The following is a 25488-nucleotide window of genomic DNA, read 5'->3' on the forward strand; positions in this document are numbered from 1 at the left end:
CCAGCCTCGCCCGCACCGCACCCGCCCGCGCAGCACGCGCCCTGCCGCACGCCGCGCCCTCGCCCCCGTCCGTCCCTCGCCGCGCTGCACCCCGCCTTGCCCGCGCCGCGCCGCCCGAACCCGCCCCAACTCCGCCGATCGGCTCTGGCCGCCCCGACCGAAAACGTTTACGGTCAACCACGCCGCCCACCCCACCCCCTTCGTTCGACGCGGAAGAAGGAGCCATGGAAGGCAGGATCAACCGCCGGACGCTGATCACCGGCCTCACCGCCGCCGCGGCCGCCCCACTGCTCGTCCCGGCCGCCGCCCAGGCGATCGGCAGCCCGGTGCCCGACGCGCCCTACCTCGCCCGGCCCGCCGTGCCCACGCTGCCCTGGCCGGAGGCGAACAAGATCGTCGCCGAGACCACCCTGCCCACCTTCCCGGACCGCCTGTTCAAGGCAGCCGACTACGGTGCCAAGGGCGACGGCAAGACCGACAACACCGAGGCGTTCGCCAAGGCCATCGACGCCTGCACCAAGGCGGGCGGCGGGCACGTCACGGTGGTCAAGGGCACCTACGTCACCGGCGCGATCCGGTTGCGCAGCAACGTGCATCTGCACCTGGAGACCGGGGTGGTGCTCAAGTTCAGCGGTGACGGCGCCAAGTTCCCCACCGTGCTCACCCGGTACGAGGGCATCGAGTGCATGAACCGGTCGCCGATGATCTACGCCTACGACGAGAAGAACATCGCGATCACCGGCAAGGCCACCCTGGACGCCGGCGGCACCTCGCCGTGGAACAAGGGCAACGACCGGGCCTACCTGGAATCGTTGGTGGCCAAGGGAACCGCGCCGGAGAAGCGGATCGTGCCCGGCTCCGGCCACACCATGCGCTCGACCTTCATCGAGCCGTACAAGTGCGAGAACGTGCTCATCCAGGGCATCACGCTGAAGAACCCCAAGTTCTGGCAGATCCACCCCACGCTGTGCCGCAACGTCACCATCGACGGGGTCAGCACCGACCCGACCACCTCGGCGAACAACACCGACGGCGTCGACCCGGAGTCCTGCGACCACGTGGTGATCGTCAACTGCGACCTCGGCGCGCACGACGACAACATCGCGATCAAGTCCGGCCGGGACGCCGACGGCCGCCGGATCAACGTGCCGTGTCAGAACATCGTGGTCGCCGACTGCCGGATGAACGGCAACTGGGGCGCCATCACCTGCGGCAGCGAGCAGACCGGCGGCATCCGCAACGTCTACGCCTACCGGCTCACCGTGGTGGGGGAGACCAAGTTCGCGCTCTACGTCAAGTCCAACACCAAGCGCGGCGGCTTCTCCACCAACATCAACCTGGACTCGGTCACCGGCACCTACGTCCGCTCGGTGGTGTACGTGAACTCCACCTACAACAACCAGACCGGCAACACGCCGCCCAAGTTCGGCCCGTTCCGGCTGACCAACTGCGGCAGCACCAAGGCCGCCTCGGTGCTCAACGTGGCCGGCCTGGCCGAATCGCACGTCAACGGCCTTGAGCTGATCGACTGCAAGTTCACCGGTGTGGCCGGCACCGGCAACACCATCAAGTTCGTCGACGGCCTCAAGCTCACCGGCAGCACGGTCAACGGCAAACCCATGCAACCCTGAGCCGACCCCTGGCCGACGTGGATGTCGGATTTCTGCTAGCAACCACGTCGGCCAGGGTCGATGCTGTACCTGTGCACGAGGACTTCGAGCGGTGCCTGCGGGCGGTCCAGGCCAAGGACGAGCGGTTCGACGGCTGGTTCTTCACCGCGGTCCGCACCACCGGCATCTACTGCAGGCCAAGCTGTCCGGTCCGCCCGCCCAAGGCGCGCAACATGGTCTTCCTCCCCAGCGCGGCCGCCGCCCAGCAGGCCGGCTACCGCGCCTGCAAGCGCTGCCGCCCGGACGCCAGCCCCGGCTCCCCGGAGTGGAACCACCGCGCCGACGCGGTCGCCAGGGCCATGCGGCTGATCGCCGAGGGCGTGGTGGATCGCGAGGGCGTGCCCGGACTGGCCGCCCGGCTCGGCTACAGCACCCGCCAGGTCGAACGCCAGCTCAACGCCGAACTCGGCGCCGGACCGCTCGCACTGGCCAGGGCGCAGCGCGCGCAGACCGCCCGGCTGCTCATCGAAACCAGCGCGCTGACCATGACCGATATCGCGCTGGCCGCCGGATTCGGCAGCGTGCGCACCTTCAACGACACCGTGCGCGAGGTCTTCGCGCTCTCGCCCAGCGAACTGCGCGCCCGCGCGGGCCGCGGCATCCCGGCCGCGACCACCGGCGCGCTGCTGCTGCGACTGCCCTTCCGCAAGCCGCTGTGCCCGGACAACCTGTTCGGCCACCTCGCCGCCACCGCCGTGCCCGGCGTGGAGGAGTGGCGGGACGGCGCCTACCGCCGCACCCTGCGGCTGCCACACGGCCACGGCATCGCCGAACTCTGGCCGCTGCCCGACCACATCGGCTGCCGACTGTCCCTGACCGACGTCCGCGATCTGCCGGTGGCGATCAGCCGTTGCCGGGTGCTGCTCGACCTGGACGCCGACCCGGCCGCCGTGGACGAGCAGCTGCGCGCCGACCCGGTGCTCAAACCCTTGCTGGAGAAGAATCCCGGCCGCCGGGTGCCGCGCACCGTGGACCCGGCCGAGTTCGCCGTGCGCGCCGTGCTCGGCCAGCAGGTCTCCACCGCGGCCGCCCGCACGCACGCCGCCCGCCTGGTCGCCGCGCACGGCGAGCCCATCGAGGACCCCTGCGGCGGCCTCACCCACCTGTTCCCCACCCCACAGGCCCTGTCCCAGCTCGATCCCGCGAGCCTGGCCATGCCCGAGTCCCGCCGTCGCACCCTGCTCGCCCTGGTGCACGCGCTGGCCGCCGACGACCTCGATCTCGGCCCCGGCAGCGACTGGACCGCCGCCCGTGCCCGGCTCGCCGAGCTGCCCGGATTCGGCCCGTGGACGGTGGAAACCGTGGCCATGCGCGCCCTCGGCGACCCGGACGCCTTCATTCCCACCGATCTCGGCATCCGCCAGGCCGCGGAGAGTCTCGGCCTGCCCAGCACCCCCGCCGCCCTCACCCGGCACGCCGGCCTCTGGCGACCCTGGCGCGCCTACGCCGTCCAGCACCTCTGGGCCACCGGCGACCACCCGATCAACCTGCTGCCCGCCTAAGGAAAACCCATGCGCACCAACACCGTCATCGACAGCCCCTACGGCCCGCTCACCCTGGTCGCCCAGGACGGCGCGCTGGCCGGGATCTACATGGACCGGCAACGTCACCTCCCACCGCAGGAGAGCTTCGGCGAACCCGACCCGGCCGCCTTCGGCCCGGTGATCGACCAGCTCACCCGGTACTTCGCCGGCGAGCTGCGCCACTTCGACCTGCCGATGTTCTTGCAGGGCACCGATTTCCAGCGCTCGGTGTGGGAACTGCTGCTGGAGATCCCCTACGGCGAGACCGCCACTTACGGCGAACTCGCGCAGCGCCTCGGCAACCCCTCGGCCGCCCGCGCGGTCGGCCTGGCCAACGGCAAGAACCCGATCAGCATCATCGTGCCCTGCCACCGGGTGATCGGCTCGACCGGCAACCTCACCGGATATGGGGGAGGACTGGCGAAGAAGCGGCAACTGCTGGACTTCGAGCGAGGCACAGGTCAGCTGACAGCGTGGTGAGCTGGCCGTGTAGCCGCCGGGTGTCCGCCGGACTGACCGTGGTCCAGGCCGTGCCGTCGCTGGCCCGGTGCTCCTCCACCAGGTAGCGCCCGTAGCTGGTGTCGTGGAAGGCCACCACCCGCTCGGCCCGGCGCCGCCGCCCGGTCGGGTCCAGCCCGGCCACGCCGAACTGGCCGAAGTCCACCGGATCCCGGAACATCAGCGCCAGCGCGGCGGCCTGCGCCGACGGCACGCCGAACTCGATCAGCGCGGGCTCGAAGGACTCCACATCGCCCGAGGCCGCCGCCGCGCTCAACGCCGCCGACCGCACCGACACGCTTTCCCCCGGCCCGGCCGGGCGTTCGGGCAGCGGGGACAGGATCGCGTGCGCCAGCCCGGTCGGCTCCAGCACGGTCACCTGCCAGCGGGTGCCGTCGGAGACCACCAGCGCGGCCTGCTCACCGGCACTGGCAGCCAGCGCCCGCACCGGCAGCTCCAGGAACAGCCGCGCGTCCAGCTCCCGCTCCGGCCGGGCCAGCATCCGCAGCAGTGCCACCAGTTCCGGGTGCACCCCGCCCCGCAGCATCAGTCCGGCGGCGGCCAGTTCGGTCTCGGCCGCCTCGGTCTGCCCGGCCCGCTCGGTCGCGGTGTGCGCCGGTGGCGGCACCCGGATGACCAGGGGCTGCGGACCCAGTTCCAGCCGCCGCCACAGCAGGTCCACGGCCGCGACGGAGAGCGCGAACGCGGTCACAGCGCGGGGGAGGAGCCGATGACCGCCGGGGTGTCCTCCTCGGACTCCGGCGAGGCGCGCGGCGCCGGGTGGTAGCCCAGCACCCCGTCGCGCAGCCCGAACCCGGCTTCCTCCGGCTTGGCATCGGCCCTTCGACGGTCCACAGTGGACTTCTCCACCCGCTGCTCCGGAACCGTCCGGATCATCGCGCTGGGCCGGGGCGGATTCTGTTGCGGCTGCCGGTGATCGTCGGCCGGATTGCCGTCGCCGACCGTCGACCACACCTGCGATTTGTCCACAGTGGACGATCGAGGCGTCGACTGCCGCTGATCGACCAGCGGCACCGGGGCCGGATCGGGAATGATCGAATGCACCGGCGCGACCGGCTGGTGCGGGTGCGGAGCCGGGTGACCCGCCGCGCTCACCGACACCGAGGCGTTGAGCCCCAACGGATCCCGCACCGACAGCCCGGACAACAGCGAGCCGGGCGCGACGATCGAGATGTCCAGCCGTGGCGGGTTCAGCAGCGGTGGCAGCTCGGCCAGCGCGGTGTCCACCCGCTCCTCGTAGACCTCCATCGCCCGCGCGGCCTCCGCGTGCGCGGCGTCCACCTGGACCTCCACCGGCTCGTAGTCGATCCGGTTGTCCACCAGCGCGGGCAGCCAGGCCACCGCGGTCACCGGCTTGGTCGGCAGGAACTGGGGCGGTGGCACGTGGTTGCGCGCGTCCGCGTAGGCGTCGGCGCACTCCTGGGTGGCCTCGGCCTCGGCCGTCATCGCCACCTTGGTGTCCGCGGCCCAGGCGGCCAGCGGGGCCAGCGCGTGCGCGGTGTGCGCCGCCGCCTCGCCCTGCCAGCCGGTGCGCAACTTGGCCAGCCGGGCGTGCAGGTTGTCGTCCACCTGGTGCAGCGCCTCGGCGAGCTTGCGGTAGGTGGTCACCGCGGGTTCGGTCGCGCCGACCCCGGGGCCGCTGTGGATGTCCAGGTAGATCTTGAGGTGCGGGACGGCCAGCCAGCAGCGTCCATGGGCGCCTCGCATGCCGGTCCTTCCCTTCTCAGACACGGAGATTCGCCGTGGCGGTGTCCTCGGCGGCGCGGTACTCGGCCGCGGCCGCGTCCAGCTGCTCGACCGCGTGGAACAGCTCGGCCAGGTATACCGTCAGCACCGCCAGCGCGGAGTCCTCCGACTGCACCCCGCGCCGGGTCTGCTCACCGGCCGCGTCCCGGCTCACCTCGTCCGAGGCCGCGGGCCAGCTCACCAGCGCGTGCTGGGCCTGTCGCAACAACGGAGCCAGTTCGTTGATCGCCTCGACGAAGGCGGCCCTGGTGGCCTCGATCTCCTCGGCGTCCACGAGCAGCCTGCCGGGGGCGAGCGGAACCGGGGCGGCGGTGGTGAACACGCGCCGACGCTAGATCACTACGGGCTCCGCCGAAACTGGCAGATCCGTTGTCCAATAAGCGATGTCGGGCCGGTGGATCGGGTGTCCGCAGGTCGGAAAGGCTGTGCGCGGACCCCTGTCCACTATCCGGCCGCGGGAAATCACCTGTTCGGCCGCATGTGACGCAGACCGTCGGATTACCCGGCGAAAGTCGGTGGTCAGCAGTTCCCGGCCAGCACGCCGTCCACCATTCGGTCCACAGTGGACTGGATGTCCGCGGGCTGGTCCAGGTACCCGCCGGACATGATGCCGTCCCGCAGCAGCACCAGCGCGGTGGCCGCGTGCCCGGGGTCCGGGTGCCCGGCCTCGGTCAGCCTGCCCCGCAGTCCGTCGTGGAACCAGCCGCGGTGCTCCCGGACCAGCACCCGCACCGGCGCCTGCGGATCCGGGTACTCGGCCGCGGCGTTGAGGAAGGCGCAGCCGCGGAAACCGGGGCCACAACTGGCCTGGGCGAACGCGCCGAGCATGAGGTGCAGCGCCGTCGCCGGGTCCTGACCGGCCACCGCGGCCTCCACCCCGCCGCGGATCTCCTCGTGCTTGCCACGCAGGTAGGCCACCACCAGGTCCTCCTTGGTGGGGAAGTGCCGGTAGAAGGTGGCTCTGGTCACCGATGCCTCCTTGACCAGCCGGTCCACCCCGATGGCCTGGATGCCCTCGGCGTAGAACAACTCTGAAGCGGTGGCCAGCAGTCGCTCCCGGGGCTCGGAAACCTTCACGTCGGTGCTCATGCCGCCATCGTACAGAACGTTCGTTCTTGTTGGAAGGTGACGTTCCCGGCGCGATCCGGCGGCGCCGGCCGGCACGCGGACTAGCATCGAGGCATGCCCCGGCCGCGCAGCTTCGACGAACGAGAGGTGCTGACCGCGGTCTGCGCCCAGTTCGAGCGCGCGGGCTACGCGGCCACCTCGCTGGATGACCTGATGCAGGTCACCGGCCTCGGCAAGGGCAGTCTCTACGGGGCCTTCGGCGACAAGCGGCAGCTTTTCCTGCGCGCGCTGGAGATCAACCGCGAACGTCAGGTCGAGGCCCTGTGCGCGGGCCTGCGCGCAGGCAGCGGATCCATGCTGGAGCGCCTGCGTGCCCTGCTGGTCCGGATGGCCACCACGCCCAGTGCCCAGGAGCGCTTCGGCTGCCTGCTGGTCAACGGCGCGACCGAACTCGGCGGCGACGACCCGGAGGTGCTGGCCCGCACCCAGTCCACCTTCGTCGCGATCGAGGAACTGGTGGCCAGGGCGCTGGCCACCGCGGTGACCGAGGGCGAGCTGCACCCGGACACCGACACCTCGGCCCAGGCCAGGGTGCTGCTGGCCACCCTGCAGGGAGTGGAACTGCTGCGCCGCGGCGGCCTGAGCGAGCAGACCATCGGCGAGGTCGTCGGCGCCGCGGTCATGAACCTGCCGAAGCCAGCAATCCCCGCTCCAGTAGCCGGATGACCGACTCCGCCGCCTGATGCTTGCCCATCAGCCCCTCGCCGGTGGCCTCGATGCCGGCGAAGACGTTCCACCACAACACCTTGTAGATCCACTCCGGACTGATCGACTGATCCAGGTAACCCTCGGCCTGCGCGCGGGCGATCAGCGCGACCACCGGCCGGTCCGCCAGGTCGAAGGCCGCGTTCAGCCAGCCGTCCTCATTGCGCTGCTGCCCCTCGCTGCACACCTGGATCAGCGCCGGGGTCAGCTCGAAGTAGGCGTGCACCGCGCGGCGCAGCGCTTCCGCGGCGGTGCCCTCGGCCAGTTTCGCCTCGGCCAGCGCGGTGCCCAGTCGCTCCACCGTCATCCGGAAGATCGCGGTCATCAGCTCGGAGCGTTCCGGGAAGTAGCGGTGCAACGTGCTGCGCCCGACCTCGGCCGCATCGGCGATTTCGGCCATCGAGGCAGTGGACCGCTGCGCCAGCACGGTGACAGCCGCGTCCAGGATCGCCTTGCGGGTCCGGCTCCGGCTGCCCGACTCCCGGGTGCTGCTCGTCATAAGGAACCAGTCTAGTACCACGTCCTCCCAGTTAGGGGCTTTCCCTACAAATTATGGGACATGGGTGTCCCACGCTGGTACGTTGGTGCCCTGACCTGAACGAACAACTTGGGGCGCAGACATGTCAGAACCCGATTCGCCGCGCTGGCAGCACACCCGCGTGCTGTGGCACTTCGTGCGGCCGCACCGCCGGACACTGTTATTGGGCCTGGTGCTGGGCCTGGGCACCACCGGGGCCACGCTGGCCACGCCACTGGTCACCAAGGGGGTGCTGGACGGTCTCGCCGTGTCCGCGCCGATCCTGCCCGCGGTCGCGCTGCTGGTCAGCCTGCTGCTGGTGGGCGCGGGACTGGGGCTGGCGCAGTGGATCCTGCTCGGCAGACTGGCCGAGCGGATCGTGCTGGACGCCCGCAGCACCATGGTGCACCGGCTGTTCCGGGTCCGGGTCGGCGAACTGGCCAACCGCCCCAGCGGCGAGCTGGTCACCAGGGTCACCTCGGACACGGTGCTGCTGCGTGAGGCGGCCACCGACAGCGTGGTCAACTTCGTCAACGGCGCGGTCGCGCTGGCCGGCGCGCTGATCCTGATGGGCGTGCTCGACTGGGTGCTGCTCACCGGCACCGTCATCGTGCTCATCGTGGTCGGCACCGTGGTGGCGATCCTGATGTCCCCGCTGGCCGACGCCCAGCGCAACGCCCAGGCCGCGGTCGGCAGGCTCGGCGGCGTGCTCGAAGGCGCGCTGCGGGCCATCCGCACGGTCAAGGCCAGCCGGGCCGAGGCCAGGGAAAGCACCCGGATCCTCACCGAGGCCAAGGAATCCGCGCGGCAGAGCGTGCGCGCGGTGCGGATCGAAGCGGTCGCCTGGACCACCGCGAGCTGGGGCATCCAGCTCGCCATCCTGCTGATCCTGGCCCTGGGCGCCTGGCGGGTCAGCTCCGGCGCGCTGCCGGTCTCCAGCCTGGTCGCCTTCCTGCTCTACGCCTTCCAGGTGATGGAGCCGGTGTCCACGCTGACCCGGACCTTCACCCAGCTCCAGTCCGGCATCGCCGCCGCGGCCCGGATCAAGGAGATCGAGAACCTCTCCATCGAGCAGACCGAGCCGCTGGCCCGTGAGCCTGAGCCCGCCGCGCAGGCCCCCGTGCTCTCCTTCCGCGAGGTCACCGCCCGCTACGCCCCCGGCGCGCCACCCGCGCTGGACGGCGTCAGCCTGGACATCCCACGCACCGGGCACACCGCCATCGTCGGCCCCTCCGGCTCCGGCAAGACCACGATGTTCTCCCTGATGCTGCGCTTCCTGCAGCCCGAACACGGTGAGCTGGCGCTGGACGGCACCGGCTACGAGCAGTGGTCGCTGGCCGAGGTCCGCAGGCGGATCGTCTACGTCGAACAGGACACCCCGCTGCTGCCCGGAACGCTCCGGGAGAACCTCCAGTACACCCACCCCGGCGCGACCGAGGCGGAGCTGTGGACCGCGCTGGAGGCGGTGCAGCTGGCCGAACGGGCCCGCACGCTGCCGGACGGCCTGGACACCGTGCTCTCCGGCTCGGTGGTCTCCGGCGGCGAGCGCCAGCGCATCGCCCTGGCCCGCGCCCTGGTCAGCGACCCGGAGATCCTGCTGCTGGACGAGGCCACCGCCCAGCTGGACGGGCTGACCGAGGCCGCGGTGCAGGACGTGATCGCCAGGGTGGCCCGCCACGGTGCGGTGGTCACCATCGCGCACCGGCTCTCCACCGTGCTCGACGCCGACCAGATCCTGTTGCTGGACAAGGGCAAACGGCGTGCCCTGGGCAACCACGCCCACCTCCTGGAAAACGACGAGCTCTACCGGGACCTGGTGGCCGCGCTGCGGATCGCACCGGTGACCAGCGCCGCCTGACCGGTCAGCCGCGGGGCAGCGAGGATCCCGCGGCCACCCCGGCGAAATCCGTGGACACGGCCAGGTCACGCAGGTCGGCCAGCTCCTGCGTGACCTCGGCCAGGTGCCCCTCGATATCGGCCACGCAGGAGCTGCCCAGCGGCAGCCTGGCCGGCAGCACCTCCCGGTCGGTGACGGCGAGGATGACCTCCGCAGCCTTCACCGGATCGCCCTCCTGGGCGTGGTTGGTGTCATCGGCCCAGTCCCGCATGACCCCGCCGGATGCCGCGTAGTCCTCGATCACGGTGGCCGAGCGGACCAGCGAGCTGGCGTCCAGGAAATCGGTGCGGAACGGCCCCGGCTGCACCGAGGTGACCTGCACGCCCAGCGGCGCCAGCTCCAGCCGCAGCGCCTCGGAGAAGCCCTCGACGGCGAACTTGGTCGCGCAGTAGGCGCCCCAGCCTGCCCAGCTCACCACGCCACCGACCGAGCTGAGGTTGAGGATCTTGCCCGAGCGCTGGGCCCGGAACACCGGCAGCAGCGCGCGGGTGACCGCCAGCAATCCGAAGACGTTGGTGTCGAAGACCGCCCGCACCTCGGCGTCGCTCACCTCCTCCACCGTGCCGAGCAGCCCGCGTCCGGCGTTGTTGACCAGCACGTCGATCCGGCCGAATCGCGCCAGCCCGGCCGCGACCGCCTGCCGCGCCGCATCCTCGTCCGTGACGTCCAGCTGTACCGGCAGCAGCCGCTCGGCAAAGCCGGGCAGTGCCGCGGCGACCGCCGCGGTGTCGCGGGCGGTGGCGATCACCGAGTCACCGCGCTCCAGCGCCTGCCGGGCGATCTCCAGGCCGAAGCCCCGCGACGCGCCGGTGATGAACCACGTGGTCATTGCTGTGCTCCCAAGGTCGTTGTCCTCTGCTGCCAACGACTCTGCCGACTTCGCTGGGGCCTATCCAGGGACTGTTTGTCCCTGGGACTCCCCGTCCCTGGGACTGGCAGTACCAGGCAAGCGAGCCCGCCGACGGTCACAATGGGCCCATGGACCGCACCCCCTCCGCAGGCGCCGCACTCGGCGAATACCTGCGCGCCTGCCGCTCGCGGGTGGACCCGGTGGCGCGCGGTTTACCCGAGGACGGCCGCCGGCGCCGGGTGCCCGGCCTGCGCCGCGAGGAACTGGCCCAGCTGGCGGGCGTGAGCGTGGACTACCTGGTCCGGCTCGAACAGGGCCGCACCCGCAACGTCTCCCGCGCCGTGCTGGACGCCCTGGCCAGGGCGCTGGACCTGCGCCAGGACGAACACGCCTACCTGCTGCGCATCGCCGAACCGGTGCACGCGCCGGGAACCCGCGCCGCCACCGCGTCGGTCCGCCCGCAGACCCAGCAGATCCTCGACGGCCTGCAGGGCCTGCCCGCACTGGTGCTGGGCCGGCGGATGGAGGTGCTGGCCTGGAACAACCTCGCCGCCGCGCTCTACCTCGACTTCGCCCGGCTGCCGCCTGCCCAGCGCAACCTGCTCCGGCTGACCTTCCTGGATCCCGAGATCCGCTCGCGGCTGCGGAACTGGGACGAGGTCGTGCGCGACTGCGTGGCCTACCTGCGGGAGGACGCCTCCCGGTACCCGGACGACCCCAAACTGGCCGCGCTGGTCGGTGAACTGTCGCTGAAGGACCCGGATTTCCGCCGCTGGTGGGCAGATCACCGGGTGCGCGCGCAGATGCACGGCCGCAAGACCCTGGAACACCCGATCGCCGGCCCGCTGACGCTGAACTACCAGGCCATGGAACTGCGGGACGCCACAGACCAGAAACTCATCGTCTACACCGCCGAACCCGGCTCCCGCTCCGCCGAGGCCCTGCGCTTCCTGGCCAATTGGGCAACGGATTCAGCCCTCAGCGAGATCCCGGTCCACGAGCGGCCCAGCTGACTCCACCACTGGCAGCATCGATCCCATGTCCCGTGCGACCCTGCCCAGCGGCATCGAGCTGGCCTACGAAACCCACGGCGCCGCAACCGATCCGGCACTGCTGCTGATCGCGGGCCAGCTGGCCCAGCTGACCGCCTGGGACGACCGGCTCGTCGAGCTGCTCGCGGCCCAGGGCTTCTTCGTCATCCGCTTCGACAACCGCGACGTCGGCCTGTCCACCGGAGTCCCCGACACCCCCGCCCCGGACTTCCCGGCGATCGTGGCAGGCGACCACCGCACCGTCCCGTACTCCCTGGATGACATGGCCGCCGACGCGGTCGGCCTGCTGGACCACCTGGGCATCGGCGCCGCGCACCTGCTGGGCGCCTCGATGGGCGGCATGATCGCCCAGCTGATCGCGATCAACTACCCCGGCCGCGCGCTCAGCCTGTGTTCGATCATGTCCAGCACCGGCGATCGCACCGTCGGCCAGAGCCGCCCGGACACGGCCGCGTTCCTGCAACGCCCCAGCCCCAGTACCCGCGAGGACATCATCGAACACGGCGCCCAGGCCGGCCTGGCGATCTCCTCGACCCGCCTCGGCGTGACCGAGGCGGACATGCGAGCTGTGTCCACCGCCGCCTACGACCGCGCCTACCGCCCAGCCGACGGCGCCCGCCAACTCGCCGCGATCTGGTCCGCCCCACCCCGCACCAAGGCATTGACCAGCATCAACATCCCCACCCTGGTAATCCACGGAATCGACGACCCACTGATCGACGTCAGCGGCGGAAAAGCCACCGCAGCCGCCATCCCCGGCGCCACCCTCACCCTCATCCCCGACCTGCGCCACGACCTACCCCGCCCGATCTGGCCCTGGATCGTCGAAGAGATCACCGCAAACACCCGCCGCTAAGCCAGATCCGCCCATCCCAGGTACTCCGGCGGCACCCCATCCGTCAGCCACACCCCATTCGCGCTGACGTAGAACACCCGCCGCTGGGCGACCATCCGCGCCGCATCCACCCGCAACACCACGGGCCTGCCCCGCCGCGCGCCCACCCGGACCGCGGTCTCCTCAGCGGCGGACAGGTGCACGTGATGTCGTCGCATCGGCCGCAACCCTTCCCGCCGAATGGCCGCCAACGCGGCTGCCACGGTCCCGTGGAAGAGCACCGCGGGCGGTACAGCCACCGGTAGCGCCAGCTCCACCGCGACCGAATGCCCCTGACTGGCCCGGATCAACATCCCGCTGTCGTCAAAGGCAAACCGCCGCTTGTCATTCCGCGCGACAACTTCGGCCAGCTCATCCCGGCTGACCCGGAACCCGTGCCGCGCCAACGCGGTGAGCAACTCCGCGACGGAAACCCAGCCCCCGTCGCCCAACTCCAGCCCGATCTCCTCGGGCGCGTGCCGCAGGTGCCGCGACAGTCGCTTGGACACCTGAACCATCTGCTTCTCATTCATGTCCGGACAAGTGAACCCCGCGACCCCGTCAACCACCCACAGACTTATCCCATCGTCTGACCGGAAGTTGCAGGCATATCGGGATATATAAGGAGCACTCCCAAACCAAGTCCCCGCCTGACACGATCGAGTAATTCGGCCCCCACACCCCACGGAGCCGCGCACCCCGCCCCCACCCCGACGAGGAGAGCCCCGTGCCCATGCCCGTCCAGGACCGCATCGAGTTCCTGGCCGCTCCCCGAGTCGCCATCCTCGCCGTGACCAGGGAAAACCGCGGCCCCCTCGCCATCCCGGTCTGGTATGACTACCGGGACGGCGAGGTACTGGTCTGGACCCGGTCCAGCTCCCGCAAAGCAATCCTGATCCGCAAAGCCGGCCGCTTCACCCTGGCGGTGCAACACCCGGAACCGCCCTACGGCTACGTCACCGTCGAAGGCCCCGTGACAACCTGGCAACAGACCCCACCCCGCGCCGAGTTGATCCGCCTGGTCACCCGCTACCTACCGGCGGACGCGGCGGCCGATTTCGTCGACAACACCCAAACCCCGGACGCAGTCCTCTTGGGAATGCGCCCGGAGTCCTGGATCAGCGGCTCCCCAGCCAGTTGAGCCCGTCAATGAGGAACTTGTTCTGGGTCTCACTGGCAAACGTCGAGGACAACGGCCGGTTGTTCGGGTAGTCCATCGCATTGTGCCCGAAGTTCGCGTACAACACCCGATAGTTCTTGTTGGTCCAGATAATCGGGTAGTACCCAGAACGCCAAGTCTGATTCGGATCAGTCCCCAGCGGGAAACTCGAAGGATCAACCGAAGCCAGAATCTGGATGTTCGGATTCTGCCGAAGGTCATTGGTCCAGCTGTACCACTCACTCACCGACGAGGTGAACGTCGCAGGCAACCCAGCCGTAGCCGGATGCGACCGATTCTCCACCTTCAACTTTGCGGTGGTCGGCCCCCAGGTGTTGTTCTTGAACCGCCCAGTCCCCAGCAGCGTGTTGTGGTACCAGTTCCACCCGCCGGGATTGTCGTTGTAGGCAGCCACATGGAACCCCAGCCAGCCACCACCCCGCTCCACATACCGCTGGAACCCACTACGCTGCGCCGCAGACCCAGGCAAAGCATCCAGGAAAAGAACAACCTGGTACTGGTTCAACGCCCCGTCATTGGCCAAAATATTCCAGTCAGTACTGGCGGTATACGAGAAGTTGTGCTGCGTAGCCATCCGCGAAAACCAAGGATTGGCCTCCTTGACAAACGCGATATGAGCCGCATCCCAAGTCCCCTGATACAACCCCAACACCTTGTACCGAGGCGCGGCCGGCGCCGCACTACCCCCTTGCGTGGGAACCAACACAAGAGCCACCAACGCCACAAGCAACGCAAGCACCTGCGTCACCCGGGCACGCCTGCCGTTGGACATGCCGATCCTCTTCCTGTTCCAGGGCGGTGAGAACAGAGTCATGGCGACGGGATCGTGGCCGGCCAACGGCAGTGGGAAGGCAGCCGTCCACGCCCTCAACGGTAACCGCGTGATCGGTCCAGCTGAACAGCCGTTAGTAGGGATACTTTCCGAACAGAGCCGTCAGCCCAACGCCCCGGTCAGCGCTTCCGGGCGACGCCGACGCGCACGGCCGACTGGTTCGGCGTGGCGAAGCGCGGCTCGCCTGCCGCGCGATCGCCGTCCTCAGGGCGCCAGAGCTGGGCCCAGGTCAGCCCGGGGGACAACAGCTCGAAGTCCCCGAACAGTCCGGCGATCTCGCGCTGGTCCCGGTGGATCACCGGGATACCGGCCAGCGCGTACCGGCGGGCGGCCTCGGCCAGCCCAGGGACCAGCGCGGCGGGCACCCCGTCCACCGTGGCGTGGGACAGCGCGAGGTAGGAGCCGGTGGCGAGCAGTTCCCGGTATCGCGCCACCGCGATCGGGCTCATGTCGGCGGCCCCGGTCTGGTCGGGCTGGCGCGCGTCCAGCACTGATACGGCGAGCAACGCGGTTGGTTCGGCCAGGTCAAGCACTCCGGTCTGGCCGATCAGCGTCCAGACCCGGTCCGCGGCGCGCAGATCGGCATGCAGGACGGCGTGGCGTTGCGGGTCGCCGCTGCGCTCAAGGTGGATCTGGGCGTGCGCCACGGTGAGCGGATCATGGTCCAGGTAGACCACCCGCACCGCACCCGGGCACAGCTCCTCGGCTATCTCGTGCGTCTGGCTCATGGTCGGCAAACCGGACCCAATATCGACGAACTGCCGAACTCCGAGATCAATGAGATGCCGGACTGCTCGATGCAGGAAAAGCCGGTTAGCTGTGTAAATCGACCTGGTCAGCGGAAGCGCGGCGAGTATTTGGTCACCGAGAGTGCGGTCTATCGCCCAATTGGTGGTTCCGCCCAGAAGATAGTCGTGGACGCGGGCGTTGCCGGGCCGGTTGAGGTTGAGCCCGGCTGGCGGGAACGGGTCCTGATCGACTGGCGCGGCCATGACTGTCCTTCGGTTGCCCACTCGTGCGTCCAGGCTAAGGCCCGGCCAGCCGCTGTGCCAGTTCAGCCAGGTAGTCGCGGCTCTTGATGGTGTTCCAGGCTGCCTCGCTGATTTTCTGCCATTCCTGCTCGAAGGCGTCAAGACCCTCGTCGGGGTTAATTTGCCTGGCGCCATTCAGGTACTCGACGAACGCGTAGTCCAGTTGCGCCTCGGGGAACTGCATGACCATGAAGTCCGATTCGAGGTGCCGGATCCGGGCGGTGAACGGCAGGACCTGGAGGGAGATCTTCCGATGCTCGGCCAGGTCGAACAGATGGCGAACCTGATCGAGGGCAGCGGCCGGGCCAAGCTGGTGCGGCAACCGCTCGAAGAACGCCTCGCCGAGGACACAGCCGTAGTTCTCCAGCACGCCGCTGTCGAACAGTTCCCGCCGTCTGGTGCGCATGGCGACCTGCGGGGTCACGTCCGTGGCGCCGTCCAGCCCGTGCAGGGCGAGCATGAAGTGCTCGGACTGCAGTGGACCGGGCATGCGTTCGCTGTTCCAGTTGAGGATCCGGGATGCGTCGCACTCGGTCTCGTAGACGAATCGGACCCACTCGGCCACCGCCTTGCGCTCACCGAGCCAGGGTGTCCGGGCCCGGCTCGCCATGGCCAGCCGGAACAGGTTGTCCGCGTCCTCGCCCTTGATCCGTAGCGCCTGGACTATCCGATGGAGGTTCTCCTGCTTGACCGGACCGAGTTCCTGTTCGTACCGCGTGATCGTCACCTGGCCGCAACCGGATTTGGCCGCGAGTGCACTCTGGCTGAGGTCGGCCCGGTTCCGGGCCGACCTCAATTCCAGGCCGAGCAGCCGCCGTGCGGTTGTTGCAGAAGGTGCCACGAGTTCTCCGTCAGCAGACTCCGATCATCCCGGCGCGGCGCTCCGGCGGTCAGAGGTCGTACTGGCCCGCACGTGCCGCGGTCAGGAAAGACCGCCATTCCTGATCGTCGAACACCAGAACCGGACTGGTGTCCAACTTGCTGTCCCGCAACCCGACAAATCCGGGCTGGTCGAGGCTCACCTCGACGCAATGACCACCGTTCGGCCCGCAGATCGCCGGACGTTCCCAGCTCCCCGCGGCGAACGTGCCGGACACCGCGTACGGGTCATAGCTGTGCATACCTACCCCCTGGTGCAGACACCGTCTGACTACTGGGGCAAGCGTGTACGCGGAGTTATTCCGCCGCAACCACGAGTAACTCCACCATCTCGGTTATCGGGCAATTCTTCACCCTATGGGTATCGGCCTCGCCTGCTTGTCTAGGTTGTTGGCTGAATCGGTACTGGTCAGAAGTGCGCATCACGTGCCGGGGCGGTCTCGGTCCCGATCCGACGATGCTGTTGACCCACCGGGAGATCTCCGTGACCAGCACCCCGGATCCCGAACCACTCCGCGGCCGCCGTCGCCGCAGGGTGGCCGCCGAACTCGCCAGCCGATTCGCCGCCGGCGCGGTGTCCATTCCGGAACTCGCCGCCGACCTCCGCCGCGGCCCGGCCCTGGTGCGCAGGTTGCTGATCGAGGCAGGCGTGCGCACCGACAACGACACCTGTCTCCGGGCCAGCGCGGCAGACCTGACCGCGGACCTGGTCCGCAGGCACCGAGCGGGCGAGTCGATCGAGCACCTGAGCCGGCGCACCGGCATCGACCGGCGTGCGATCAGGCGCTTGCTGGCCGAGGGCGGCGTGCCCCAGCCGGTGCGCGCGCGGCAGCCGACCGCCACCGAACTGGTGATCGAGGGCTATCGATCAGGCGCCAGCATCCGGCAACTCGCCGCGCGGTTCGGCTCCTCCTACAGCGCCGTCCGCACGCTGCTGCGCAACGCGGGCGTGGGCCTGCGGTCCCGCGGACACGGTGTCACCGCGCCGCGGGACCGGTACAGCTAACCGGGCAGCATCCCGGTCAGCTCATCAGCGACCCTCACCGTTCGACATCCCTGGCAGCGCCGGTCCCGGGTGACTGCCCCAGGTGCGCCGACCGGCCAGGGTGGAGATCCCGACCAGGGCGCCGACACCGGCCAGCCCGGCCACTCCGCCCGCCGCGTAGCCGACCAGCGCCAGGCCGCAGGCGATCGCGATGATCAGCAGCGTCGCGCGCAGCGTGCTGGACCAGCCGCCCCGCAGGATCTCGCCGAACATGCACCGCCAGGAGGTCACCTGCCGGTGGCCCTGCGGACCGGGACGCCGCCTGCTGCCACGCCTGCGGCCCTTCTCAACCGGGTGAGAATCCTCGGAACGCCCGCCCTGACCTGGCTTTTCCGGGTGGGAGGCACTTATAGTGCTCATTACAGATTCTAGCCAATCTGTGTGCTGGTATGTACAGCGCGGTCCTCTGTTCGAGCAGAGGGCCGCGCTTTCTATTGCGAACAGCGAGGCGATGTCGCCTCGCTGTACTTGCGATTATGGTGCTTGATCTCGGTCGGTGCCAGCGTCGCAAAGATCAAGAGCCCAGTGGCAGAAAAGAAACGCTGAGTGGCATTCGAGCCTGGCGGGGCCAGCTAACCCAATCGTCAGAACGCAAGAGGCCAACTAGGCAACTAACTCGATCGAATTAGCTCGATAGAGTGATAGATGGTGGCGCACCGTGATGATCATGTCCCTCGAACGAGTGATGATTGCCTGATCAATTTTCGACTGGGCTTCATGGCTCGAATTGCGCGGCGAGCAAAGCTGAATTATTCAGCCCTGCTTGCTGAGGGCGCGACTGATCAGCGCGACCTGTCCGTGCTCAAGCGGACTGCGCGCCAGGTAAGGCGGAGGATGGAAAAATGAAAAAGGCGACATCATGGATGCCGCCTACGTCCTTGCTGTGGTGCCCCCGGCAGGATTCGAACCTGCGCCCCTGCCTCCGGAGGGCAGTGCTCTATCCCCTGAGCTACGGGGGCTAACCCGGTCTCCGTGGTCTGGGGTGAACCCCTCGCCGTGGCGACGTGCAGAAGCTTAGCGCATAGCCGGAGGGGGTCTGCACGGCCTACCGTCTTGGAGCATGACCGAGGTTGGCTACTGCTCAGTAGATTCCGGTGACCTGCGGCTTGGGGTGTGGGTTGAGGGGGTGCTGGGGGCGCCTGTTGTGGTGTTGGTGCATGGGTTTCCGGATACCTCCGCACTCTGGGGGCCGGTGGTGGCGGAACTGGGGCGGCGGTACCGGGTTGTGCGGTATGACGTGCGGGGTTGTGGGCGGTCGGGGGCGCCGCTGGGGCGGGATGGGTACCGGGTGGAGCGGTTGGCCGCTGACCTGGTGGCGGTGGCTCGGGCGGTGTCACCGGGGCGGGCCGTGCATGTGGTGGGGCATGACTGGGGGTCGGCGCAGGCTTGGGAGGCTGTGACCGATCCCACAAATTCCGGGGTGTTTGCCTCGTTCACGTCGGTGTCGGGGCCTTGCCTTGATCACGTGGGGTGGTGGGTTCGGGGGGCGTTGCGACGGCCTTCGTGGCGGGGGTTGCGGGGGCTGGCGACGTTGGTTGTGCGGTCGGCCTACATGGGGGTGTTCCGGTCTCGGTTGGGGGAACTGGTGTCTCCCTTGGTGGCTTGGCGGTTTGGGGGGCGGGGGCGGGATGTTCGGCGGGGGCTTGAGCTTTACCGGGCGAATTTGCCTGGGTTTGTGCGGCGGCCTCGGGAGCGGTGGGCTTCGTTGCCGGTGCAGTTGGTGGTGCCGACGCGGGATGCGTTTGTGACGCCGGCGCATGTGGCCGGGACGGCTCGGTGGGTGGCGCGGTTGTGGCGGCGGGAGGTGCCTGCGGGGCACTGGATGCCGCGTACGCATCCGGTGGTGCTGGCCCGGATGGTGGCGGAGTTCGTTGATCACGTGGAGGGGGCGCCGGAGAGCCGGGGGTTGCGGGCTGCGGCGAGTGTGGAGCGGTTTGGCGGGAAGGTTGTGCTGGTCACGGGTGGGGCCAGCGGCATTGGGCGGGCTTGTGTGCGGGCGTTTGCCGCGGCGGGGGCCGAGGTTGTGGTGGTTGATGTGGATGGGGCTGGCGCCTTGGCAGTGGCGGCTGAGGTGGGGGGCTTGGGGTATGCGGTTGATGTGACGGATGGGGATGCTGTCGCTGCGTTGGCGGAGCGGGTTCGGGCCGAGGTGGGGGTGCCGGATGTGGTGGTGGCCAACGCCGGCGTCGCGGTCAGTGGTGGGTTTCTGGAGACCTCGGTGGCGGACTGGGCGCGGGTGGTGGATGTGAACGTGTGGGGGGTGATCCACACGTTGCGGGCGTTCGCGCCGCAGCTCGTTGAGCGGGGGGAGGGTGGGCAGTTGGTGGTCACGGCTTCGATGGCCTCGTACACGCCGTCGCGGACGTTGCCCGCCTACGCCACGACCAAGGCCGCGGTGCTGATGCTGGCGCAGTGCCTGCGGGCGGAGCTGGCGGGGCGGGGGATCGGGGTTTCCGCGATTTGTCCCGGGTTCGTGCACACCAACATCACCCGGGCGGCTCGGTTCGCTGGAGTGGACGCGGCTACCCAGGAGCGACTGCGGGAGGTGACCACGCGGCGGTACCTGCGGCGGGGGTTCGCGCCGGAGCGGGTCGCGGCCGCGGTGCTGGACGCGGTGGAGCGGGATGTGGCGGTGGCGCCGGTGACTGCCGAAGCCCGGCTGGGGCTACTGCTTTCGCGGCTTTCACCTGCGGTTTTGCGCGCGGCGGCGCGGGTGGACATCGGTCCGCGGCGGTAGTTTGGCTGGGCTGGGGTGACTGGGGTCACCGTTGTTCATATGCGCATGTCACTATATGTTGGGTGTCGGAAGGGAGCGTGAGATGGGGCAGGGACACGGGCACGGTCATGGGTTGCCGGCGGCGCAGGCCGCCAGCGCCTCGGCGAAGTATGTGAGCCGGTTGTGGTGGGCGGTCGGACTGGGGCTGGTCACGCTGGTCATGCAGGTGACCGTGGGGCTCTACACCTCCTCGCTGGCCTTGCTGTCGGACTCCGCGCACGTCTTCACCGACGTCCTCGGCGTGAGCATGGCGCTGGCCGCGATCATCGTGGCGCAGCGGGCGGCCAAGCGCGCCGGACGCACCTTCGGGCTCTACCGGGCCGAGGTGCTGGCCGCGCTGGCGAACACGCTGCTGCTCTTCGGCGTGGCCATCGGCGTGCTGCTTGAGGCGGTGAACCGCTTCGATGCCCCGCCGGAGGTGCCTGGGCTGCCGGTGACGATCGTGGCGATCATCGGTCTGGTCAACAACCTGATCGCCCTGCTCCTGCTGCGTGGTGGCGCGGACGAGAGCATCAACGTCCGGGGCGCCTACCTGGAGGTGGTCGCGGACGCGATCGGCTCGGTGGGCGTGCTGATCTCCGGACTGGTCACCATGCTCTTCGGCTGGCGCTACGCCGACCCGATCATCGGTGTGGCCATTGGACTGTTCGTGCTGCCGCGGGCCTATGTGCTGGGCCGCAAGGCGTTGCGCATCCTCTTCCAGCACGCCCCGGAGCGCCTGGACGTCTCCGAGATGGCTGGTGAACTCCAGCAGCTGCCCAACGTCATCGAGGTGCACGACCTGCACGTCTGGACGCTGACCTCGGGCATGGAGGTGGCCTCGGCGCACCTGACCGCGGAACCGGAGGTCGACTTCACCGAGGTGCTGGCCGCGGCGCAGAAACTGCTCGCCGAGCGCTACCACATCGAGCACGCGACCTTGCAGGTCGAACCGGCCGGGCACGTGGCCAAGTGCCGGGAACTGGCCTGGTAACTAGGAAGGCAACCGCCAGCCGCGGGAGTCGGACTGGAGCGGGACCGCGGTCCCGCCCGGTGCGGCTCCTTCCGCGTCGGGCGTGGCGGGCAGCGTGGCCGTCACCGAGATCACGAACGCGGCTCTCGCCGGCATCCCCAGGGCCGACCAGAGTCCGCCCACCCCGTGCTCGGCCAGCCGCACCGCCACCGGCTGCCCCGACTCCTGCGCGGTAAGCGCGTCCAGCGCCTCACCCAGCAGCTCGTGTTCCCCGGCCACACTGCCCGCTCGCGCGGCGACCAGATAGGACAGTTCGAGATCGCGGGCGGGCCGGTGCGCCCGGCCCGCCCGCAACTCGTACAAGAACACGTGCACCGCGGGCAGCGGGTTTGCCTCGTTGATCCAGGTCGGGGTCGGCGGTTCCAGCCGTACCTCGACCCCCTGCGGCAGCCTGCTGCCCAGCAACCGGCACAACGCGGTGTCCACCTCGCGGATCACCCCGCCCGCCGGCTCATCCGACCGTTCGGGCCGTGACGAGTACTCCATGACGCTCCCCGTCTTCACGCACGACCCGAACGGGCGGCTCAGATCAGCCCCTCCCGGAGCGCGAACGCCACCGCGTGTGAGCGGTTGCGCAGCTGGAAGCGGTTGGTGATGTCGTGCAAGATGCTCTTCACCGTGCGCTGCGAGTAGCAGAGCTGTTCGGCGATCTCGCGGGTGTCCAGACCATCGGCGACCAGCCTGAGCACGTCGGTCTCCCGTTCCGACATGCCTGCCAGGCTCATCCCGTTCGGTCGCAGGACGTTGCGCTGCAACCGGGAGACCCGGTTCAGCAGCCGGCCCAGCAGGTCCGGCGGCAGTGCGCCCTCACCGGCGGCCGCGGCCCGCACCAGGCGGACCAGGGTCTCCGGAGTGGCCTCGGAGCGGCGGACCACTGCGCTGACCCCGGTTTCCACCGCGGTCAGCAGGTCCGTGTCATCCATCTCCCCGGCGATGAGAACGACCTTGGTGTTGCCTCGGACCTGCAGTCCCCTGAGCAGTTGCTGAGTCCGGGTGTCCGTCCGGTCGGTCACCACGAGGACCACCGCGTCCGGGCGGGCCTCCAGCGAGTCGACCAGCAGGACCTCCGGCCGGGAGCGAAGTGCGGCCGCGACGCCCGCACGTGAGATCGCATCCGTGGCGTGCAGAACTACCGGAACACGTTCCGTGTTCGTCATGATGTTTGGCCCCCTCAAGCCAAGTGTGCTGCGCTGACCTTGAGAGCGTGGCCCACCCGGTGTCCCAGGGACATGGGACTAGCTGTCCCGTTGTGCTTCGATTTCACGAATCGTTATACAAGCCCCGTTAATCTCCAACAAGCAAGGTACTTATGGTCGCTAGTTTTCGCCCAAACCGGCTTCCTTGGCGCGCATGATCGCCTCTGCGCGGTCGGCCACGTGCAGCTTGGAGAAGATGTTGGACACGTGGTTGCGCACGGTCTTTCCGCTGATCACAAGCTTGCGGGCGATGGCGGCGTTGCCCTCGCCCTGGGCGATGAGCACCAGTACCTCGTGCTCCCGGGCGGTCAGCTCGGGGAATGCCTCCACCTGGGCGGCCCGCGCGTTGTTGCCGAAGAAGCCGAGCAGCCGGGAGGCGATGGCCGGGCCGAAGATGGCCTGTCCCTGTCCCACCGCCCGGATGGCCCGGACGATCTCCTCCGGGGTGGCCCCCTTGAGCAGGTAGCCCCTGGCCCCGGCCCGCATGGCGGCGAAAACCGACTCGTTGTCATCGAACATGGTCAGCACCAGGACACCGACGTGCGGACTGGTGCGCACGATCCGCCGGGTCGCCTCCACGCCGTTGAAGTCCGGCATGTTCAGGTCCATCACCACGACGTCGGGCTGTAGTGAGTCGGCCATGGCCACCGCGGCCGTGCCGGTGGCGGCCTCGCCCGCCACCTCTACATCAGGCACCTGCTGCAGCGTCTGGCACAGACCGAAGCGGAACAGCGGGTGATCGTCCACCACCAGGATGCGGAGCTGGTCCAACTCAGGCTTCCTCCCTCGGCACGGGCAGCCGCGCCGCGACGCGGGTGCCTCTCACCGCTGATCGTGCCCCAGCCGCGGCCTGGGCACCGTCCTGGTTCCGGGATTCCAGGTCACGGGATTCCACCAGGAAGTCCCCGCCCAGCTCCCCGGCCCGTTCCCGCATCGACCGCAGCCCGACCCCGTTGCGCCTGGTCTCGCCCAGCCCCGCGCCGTCGTCGAGCACCTCCACGTGCAGGTCCCGGTCCAGCCAGACCCGCACGGTGCAGCTGTGCGCGCCGGAGTGCCTGGCCACGTTCGTCAGCGCCTCGCACACGATCCGGTAGGCGGCGACCTCGACCGCGGCGGGCAGCTGCGGCAGCTCGTCGGAGACGTCCACCGCGATGGTCAGCGGGGCCTCGCCGTTGCCGCCCATCCGGCCGGCCAGCGTGCTGGCGTGCTCGCGCACCGCGGTGGCCAGGCCGAGCTGGTCCAGCACCGGGGGCCGCAGACCGTGCGCGACCCGGCGGATCTCGCCGATCGCGCCCTGGAGTTCGTCCTCCAGCCGGGTCAGCATCTCCTCGGCCGCGACCTGGTTGGCGCCCATCACCTGCCGGACCACCTGGAGTCCCAGCGCCGCGGCGGCCAGGGTGGGGCCGACCCCGTCGTGCAGATCGTGCAGCAGCCGCCGCCGTTCCTCCTCGCGGGTGCGGACCAGGCGGCTGCGGCTGCGGGCCAGGTCGGTGGTCAGCCGGGCGGTGTAGGCCACCGCGCCGGCGTGCCGGGCCACGTCGGTGAGCACCCGCAGGTCGGAGTCGTTGAAGCCCTCGCCGATCCCGCGCGCGCAGACGACCAGGTCGCCAATGCGTTCGCCCTGGTAGACCAGGGGCAGCCGGACCGGTTCGCCGACCGGCTCGCCGTAGTCGGCGACCACCTCCAGGCCCTTGTCCCGTTCCAGCTCGATCGCGGTGTACGGCAGTTTCAGCGCGTGCCCGATGGTCTCCACCAGCGTCGGCAGCATGGCCTCCGGCGTCTGGGTCTGCTCCAGCCGGGAGGAGAGCGCGGAGACCACCCGGTAGGGATCGTCGCGGTACCCGAAGAGGCGTTCGTTGACCAGTTTGGCCAGCCGGTCGCGCAGTGGCAGCACGATCACCGCGGCGGCCGCGGCGGCCACCGCCTGGCCCGCGGGCGAAGCCAGGTCGGGCAGCACCAGCAGCCGCAGCACGCCGCCCATGATCAGGTAGCCGATGGCGATGAGCACGGAGAGGATGACGTAGGTCAGCGAGCGGCTGAGCGCGATCTCGATGTCCAGCGCCCGGTAGTGCAGCACCGCCAGCGCCACGGTCAGCGGCACCGGCAGGAAGACCAGCGTGTGGTACTGGTAGGCGACCAGGTTGGCGCCCAGCAACTGGGTCGGTAGGCCCCAGATGCCCGCGTAGAGCACCGCGGCGGTGCCCAGTGAGGCGGCCAGCCAGCGCAGCCGCATCCGGGTGAGGTTGTCCTCGCAGGTCCGGTACTTGTAGACGAGCACGCCGAGCACCAGCACCGGGTAGACGAAGAGCACGGTGCCGATCGGCGAGGCCCACACGTTGAGCGCCTCCACCGGGCCATCGCTGAGCGGCAGGCCGATGAGCATGGTCAGCCCGTAGAGCAGCAGGCCGCCGCCGTAGCTGAGCGCGACCAGCAGGCTGTATCTGATCTTGGAGGTGACCTCGGGGTAGGCGAAGGCGAAGTGCAGGATGCCGCCCCACAGCAGCACCCAGAAGAGCTGTCCGACGTACCAGCGCCAGAACTGATCACCCGCCACCAGGTCGAGTGCTTCCAGCCCGAAGTAGCCGGAACCGGCGAGGGTGATCATCGCGATCGAGGAGGCGACCACGGCGGCGCGTGCGGCCGGATACCGGGGGCGGCGGACGAACAGGTAGATGGCGCTGCCGAAGAGCATGAACAGCACGAGCAGGCTGGGCCAGCTGTGCAGCAGCTGGTCGCCGACCGGGTAGCGCCCGAGGGTGACCTGGTGCGTCTCCTCGACGTTCTTGCGCAGCACCTTGTACGTGAGGGTGTCGTTGACCTGGAACGCCGGGCCGCCGGGCTGGCGGCTGTGCGCGATCACGTCCCGGCCCGCGATGGAGATGATCACGTCGCCGACCTGGAGCGGGCTGCCTGGTCGCACCTCGAGCACCTTGACCTGGCCGCTGGGCACGGCGAAGTCGGTCTGGTTGATCAGGGTGCCATCCGAGGCCGCGTCGTTCCGGCTGAACACGCTCATGATCGCGAGCACAACCGAGATGACAGCGAAAGCCGCCACC

General features: G+C 69.6%; 27 protein-coding genes and 1 tRNA gene. 11 read left to right on the top strand and 17 right to left on the bottom strand.

Annotated features, from left to right (window positions below; all coding sequences use genetic code 11):
* Positions 1 to 224 precede the first annotated feature (224 nt).
* The 3 genes from MZC64_RS39880 (at position 225) to MZC64_RS39890 (ending at position 3673) form a co-directional block, all read left to right on the top strand.
* Positions 225 to 1631, top strand: a complete 1407-nt coding sequence (locus tag MZC64_RS39880) for a glycoside hydrolase family 28 protein (protein WP_247764124.1) — start codon at positions 225 to 227, stop codon at positions 1629 to 1631.
* A 71-nt stretch (positions 1632 to 1702) separates the two neighbouring features.
* The gene (locus MZC64_RS39885; protein WP_247764123.1) at positions 1703 to 3172 is read left to right on the top strand and encodes an AlkA N-terminal domain-containing protein; all 1470 of its coding nucleotides are present in this window, start codon (positions 1703 to 1705) and stop codon (positions 3170 to 3172) included.
* A 9-nt stretch (positions 3173 to 3181) separates the two neighbouring features.
* A complete protein-coding gene (locus MZC64_RS39890; protein WP_247764122.1) occupies positions 3182 to 3673 on the top strand; it encodes a methylated-DNA--[protein]-cysteine S-methyltransferase in 492 nt (163 codons plus the stop codon).
* On the opposite strand, the gene MZC64_RS39895 is transcribed toward MZC64_RS39890, so the two are convergent.
* The 4 genes from MZC64_RS39895 to MZC64_RS39910 form a co-directional block, all read right to left on the bottom strand.
* The gene (locus MZC64_RS39895; protein ID WP_247764121.1) at positions 3591 to 4403 is read right to left on the bottom strand and encodes an ESX secretion-associated protein EspG; all 813 of its coding nucleotides are present in this window, start codon (positions 4401 to 4403) and stop codon (positions 3591 to 3593) included. The genes MZC64_RS39890 and MZC64_RS39895 overlap by 83 nt on opposite strands.
* Positions 4400 to 5419 (bottom strand): PPE domain-containing protein, encoded by a 1020-nt coding sequence (locus tag MZC64_RS39900; RefSeq protein ID WP_247764120.1) that lies wholly within the window; start codon positions 5417 to 5419, stop codon positions 4400 to 4402. The genes MZC64_RS39895 and MZC64_RS39900 overlap by 4 nt, the downstream gene beginning before the upstream one ends.
* Positions 5420 to 5435: 16 nt before the next feature.
* Positions 5436 to 5780 (bottom strand): hypothetical protein, encoded by a 345-nt coding sequence (locus MZC64_RS39905; RefSeq protein ID WP_247764119.1) that lies wholly within the window; start codon positions 5778 to 5780, stop codon positions 5436 to 5438.
* 197 nt (positions 5781 to 5977) lie between these two features.
* Positions 5978 to 6547: a TetR/AcrR family transcriptional regulator gene (locus MZC64_RS39910; RefSeq protein ID WP_247764118.1), complete on the bottom strand. Its 570-nt coding sequence runs from the start codon at positions 6545 to 6547 to the stop codon at positions 5978 to 5980.
* Positions 6548 to 6640: 93 nt separating this feature from the next.
* Between MZC64_RS39910 and MZC64_RS39915 the strand changes: the two genes are divergently transcribed.
* On the top strand, positions 6641 to 7252 hold the full coding sequence (locus MZC64_RS39915) for a TetR/AcrR family transcriptional regulator (protein WP_247764117.1): 612 nt from the start codon (positions 6641 to 6643) through the stop codon (positions 7250 to 7252).
* On the opposite strand, the gene MZC64_RS39920 is transcribed toward MZC64_RS39915, so the two are convergent.
* A complete protein-coding gene (locus MZC64_RS39920; protein ID WP_247764116.1) occupies positions 7206 to 7790 on the bottom strand; it encodes a TetR/AcrR family transcriptional regulator in 585 nt (194 codons plus the stop codon). The genes MZC64_RS39915 and MZC64_RS39920 overlap by 47 nt on opposite strands.
* A gap of 121 nt (positions 7791 to 7911) precedes the next feature.
* Between MZC64_RS39920 and MZC64_RS39925 the strand changes: the two genes are divergently transcribed.
* Positions 7912 to 9666 carry an ABC transporter ATP-binding protein gene (locus MZC64_RS39925; protein ID WP_247764115.1) on the top strand — a complete coding sequence of 585 codons (1755 nt, stop codon included), beginning with the start codon at positions 7912 to 7914 and terminating at the stop codon, positions 9664 to 9666.
* Positions 9667 to 9670: 4 nt separating this feature from the next.
* On the opposite strand, the gene MZC64_RS39930 is transcribed toward MZC64_RS39925, so the two are convergent.
* Positions 9671 to 10534 carry an oxidoreductase gene (locus MZC64_RS39930; protein WP_247764114.1) on the bottom strand — a complete coding sequence of 288 codons (864 nt, stop codon included), beginning with the start codon at positions 10532 to 10534 and terminating at the stop codon, positions 9671 to 9673.
* Positions 10535 to 10683: 149 nt separating this feature from the next.
* Between MZC64_RS39930 and MZC64_RS39935 the strand changes: the two genes are divergently transcribed.
* The gene (locus tag MZC64_RS39935; RefSeq protein WP_247764113.1) at positions 10684 to 11568 is read left to right on the top strand and encodes a helix-turn-helix transcriptional regulator; all 885 of its coding nucleotides are present in this window, start codon (positions 10684 to 10686) and stop codon (positions 11566 to 11568) included.
* 25 nt (positions 11569 to 11593) lie between these two features.
* Entirely contained in the window at positions 11594 to 12463 is an 870-nt protein-coding gene (locus tag MZC64_RS39940) for an alpha/beta fold hydrolase (protein WP_247764112.1), read from the top strand.
* Here the strand turns inward: MZC64_RS39940 and MZC64_RS39945 are convergent.
* Entirely contained in the window at positions 12460 to 13014 is a 555-nt protein-coding gene (locus MZC64_RS39945; protein WP_247764111.1) for an RNA 2'-phosphotransferase, read from the bottom strand. The two genes, MZC64_RS39940 and MZC64_RS39945, sit on opposite strands and share 4 nt — an antisense overlap.
* Positions 13015 to 13214: 200 nt before the next feature.
* On the opposite strand from MZC64_RS39945, the gene MZC64_RS39950 reads away from it, so the two are divergent.
* Positions 13215 to 13622 carry a pyridoxamine 5'-phosphate oxidase family protein gene (locus tag MZC64_RS39950; RefSeq protein WP_247764269.1) on the top strand — a complete coding sequence of 136 codons (408 nt, stop codon included), beginning with the start codon at positions 13215 to 13217 and terminating at the stop codon, positions 13620 to 13622.
* On the opposite strand, the gene MZC64_RS39955 is transcribed toward MZC64_RS39950, so the two are convergent.
* From MZC64_RS39955 to MZC64_RS39970, 4 genes are all read right to left on the bottom strand, one after another.
* Positions 13600 to 14433 carry a ThuA domain-containing protein gene (locus tag MZC64_RS39955; RefSeq protein WP_247764110.1) on the bottom strand — a complete coding sequence of 278 codons (834 nt, stop codon included), beginning with the start codon at positions 14431 to 14433 and terminating at the stop codon, positions 13600 to 13602. The two genes, MZC64_RS39950 and MZC64_RS39955, sit on opposite strands and share 23 nt — an antisense overlap.
* A gap of 179 nt (positions 14434 to 14612) precedes the next feature.
* Entirely contained in the window at positions 14613 to 15485 is an 873-nt protein-coding gene (locus MZC64_RS39960; RefSeq protein ID WP_247764109.1) for an SAM-dependent methyltransferase, read from the bottom strand.
* Positions 15486 to 15519: 34 nt separating this feature from the next.
* Positions 15520 to 16365: a Scr1 family TA system antitoxin-like transcriptional regulator gene (locus MZC64_RS39965; RefSeq protein WP_247764108.1), complete on the bottom strand. Its 846-nt coding sequence runs from the start codon at positions 16363 to 16365 to the stop codon at positions 15520 to 15522.
* A 49-nt stretch (positions 16366 to 16414) separates the two neighbouring features.
* On the bottom strand, positions 16415 to 16645 hold the full coding sequence (locus MZC64_RS39970; RefSeq protein ID WP_247764107.1) for a DUF397 domain-containing protein: 231 nt from the start codon (positions 16643 to 16645) through the stop codon (positions 16415 to 16417).
* Positions 16646 to 16860: 215 nt separating this feature from the next.
* Here MZC64_RS39970 and MZC64_RS39975 point away from each other — a divergent pair, with 215 nt between their 5' ends.
* The gene (locus MZC64_RS39975; RefSeq protein ID WP_247764106.1) at positions 16861 to 17409 is read left to right on the top strand and encodes a helix-turn-helix domain-containing protein; all 549 of its coding nucleotides are present in this window, start codon (positions 16861 to 16863) and stop codon (positions 17407 to 17409) included.
* 24 nt (positions 17410 to 17433) lie between these two features.
* Here MZC64_RS39975 and MZC64_RS39980 read toward each other — a convergent pair whose 3' ends face one another.
* Positions 17434 to 17808: a hypothetical protein gene (locus tag MZC64_RS39980; RefSeq protein ID WP_247764105.1), complete on the bottom strand. Its 375-nt coding sequence runs from the start codon at positions 17806 to 17808 to the stop codon at positions 17434 to 17436.
* Between the two features lie 524 nt (positions 17809 to 18332).
* Positions 18333 to 18407, bottom strand: a tRNA-Arg gene (locus tag MZC64_RS39985).
* Between the two features lie 101 nt (positions 18408 to 18508).
* Here MZC64_RS39985 and MZC64_RS39990 point away from each other — a divergent pair.
* Both MZC64_RS39990 and MZC64_RS39995 read left to right on the top strand, forming a co-directional pair.
* The gene (locus MZC64_RS39990; RefSeq protein ID WP_247764104.1) at positions 18509 to 20185 is read left to right on the top strand and encodes an SDR family oxidoreductase; all 1677 of its coding nucleotides are present in this window, start codon (positions 18509 to 18511) and stop codon (positions 20183 to 20185) included.
* Positions 20186 to 20267: 82 nt separating this feature from the next.
* Positions 20268 to 21197: a cation diffusion facilitator family transporter gene (locus tag MZC64_RS39995; protein WP_247764103.1), complete on the top strand. Its 930-nt coding sequence runs from the start codon at positions 20268 to 20270 to the stop codon at positions 21195 to 21197.
* Here the strand turns inward: MZC64_RS39995 and MZC64_RS40000 are convergent, their stop codons facing one another.
* The 4 genes from MZC64_RS40000 to MZC64_RS40015 all read right to left on the bottom strand — a co-directional run bounded on the left by MZC64_RS40000 (position 21198) and on the right by MZC64_RS40015 (position 25448).
* Complete coding sequence (locus tag MZC64_RS40000) at positions 21198 to 21722, bottom strand: Pvc16 family protein (RefSeq protein ID WP_247764102.1); 525 nt, start codon at positions 21720 to 21722, stop codon at positions 21198 to 21200. It lies immediately after the preceding gene.
* 38 nt (positions 21723 to 21760) lie between these two features.
* Positions 21761 to 22393, bottom strand: coding sequence for a response regulator transcription factor (locus MZC64_RS40005; RefSeq protein ID WP_185001885.1), 633 nt, complete (start codon positions 22391 to 22393; stop codon positions 21761 to 21763).
* A 159-nt stretch (positions 22394 to 22552) separates the two neighbouring features.
* The gene (locus MZC64_RS40010) at positions 22553 to 23203 is read right to left on the bottom strand and encodes a response regulator transcription factor (protein ID WP_247764101.1); all 651 of its coding nucleotides are present in this window, start codon (positions 23201 to 23203) and stop codon (positions 22553 to 22555) included.
* A gap of 1 nt (position 23204) precedes the next feature.
* Positions 23205 to 25448 (bottom strand): histidine kinase, encoded by a 2244-nt coding sequence (locus tag MZC64_RS40015; RefSeq protein ID WP_247764100.1) that lies wholly within the window; start codon positions 25446 to 25448, stop codon positions 23205 to 23207.
* Between the last annotated feature and the right edge of the window lie 40 nt (positions 25449 to 25488).

It is taken from the genome of Crossiella sp. S99.2 (assembly GCF_023094165.1).
Classification (GTDB): Bacteria; Actinomycetota; Actinomycetes; order Mycobacteriales; family Pseudonocardiaceae; genus Crossiella.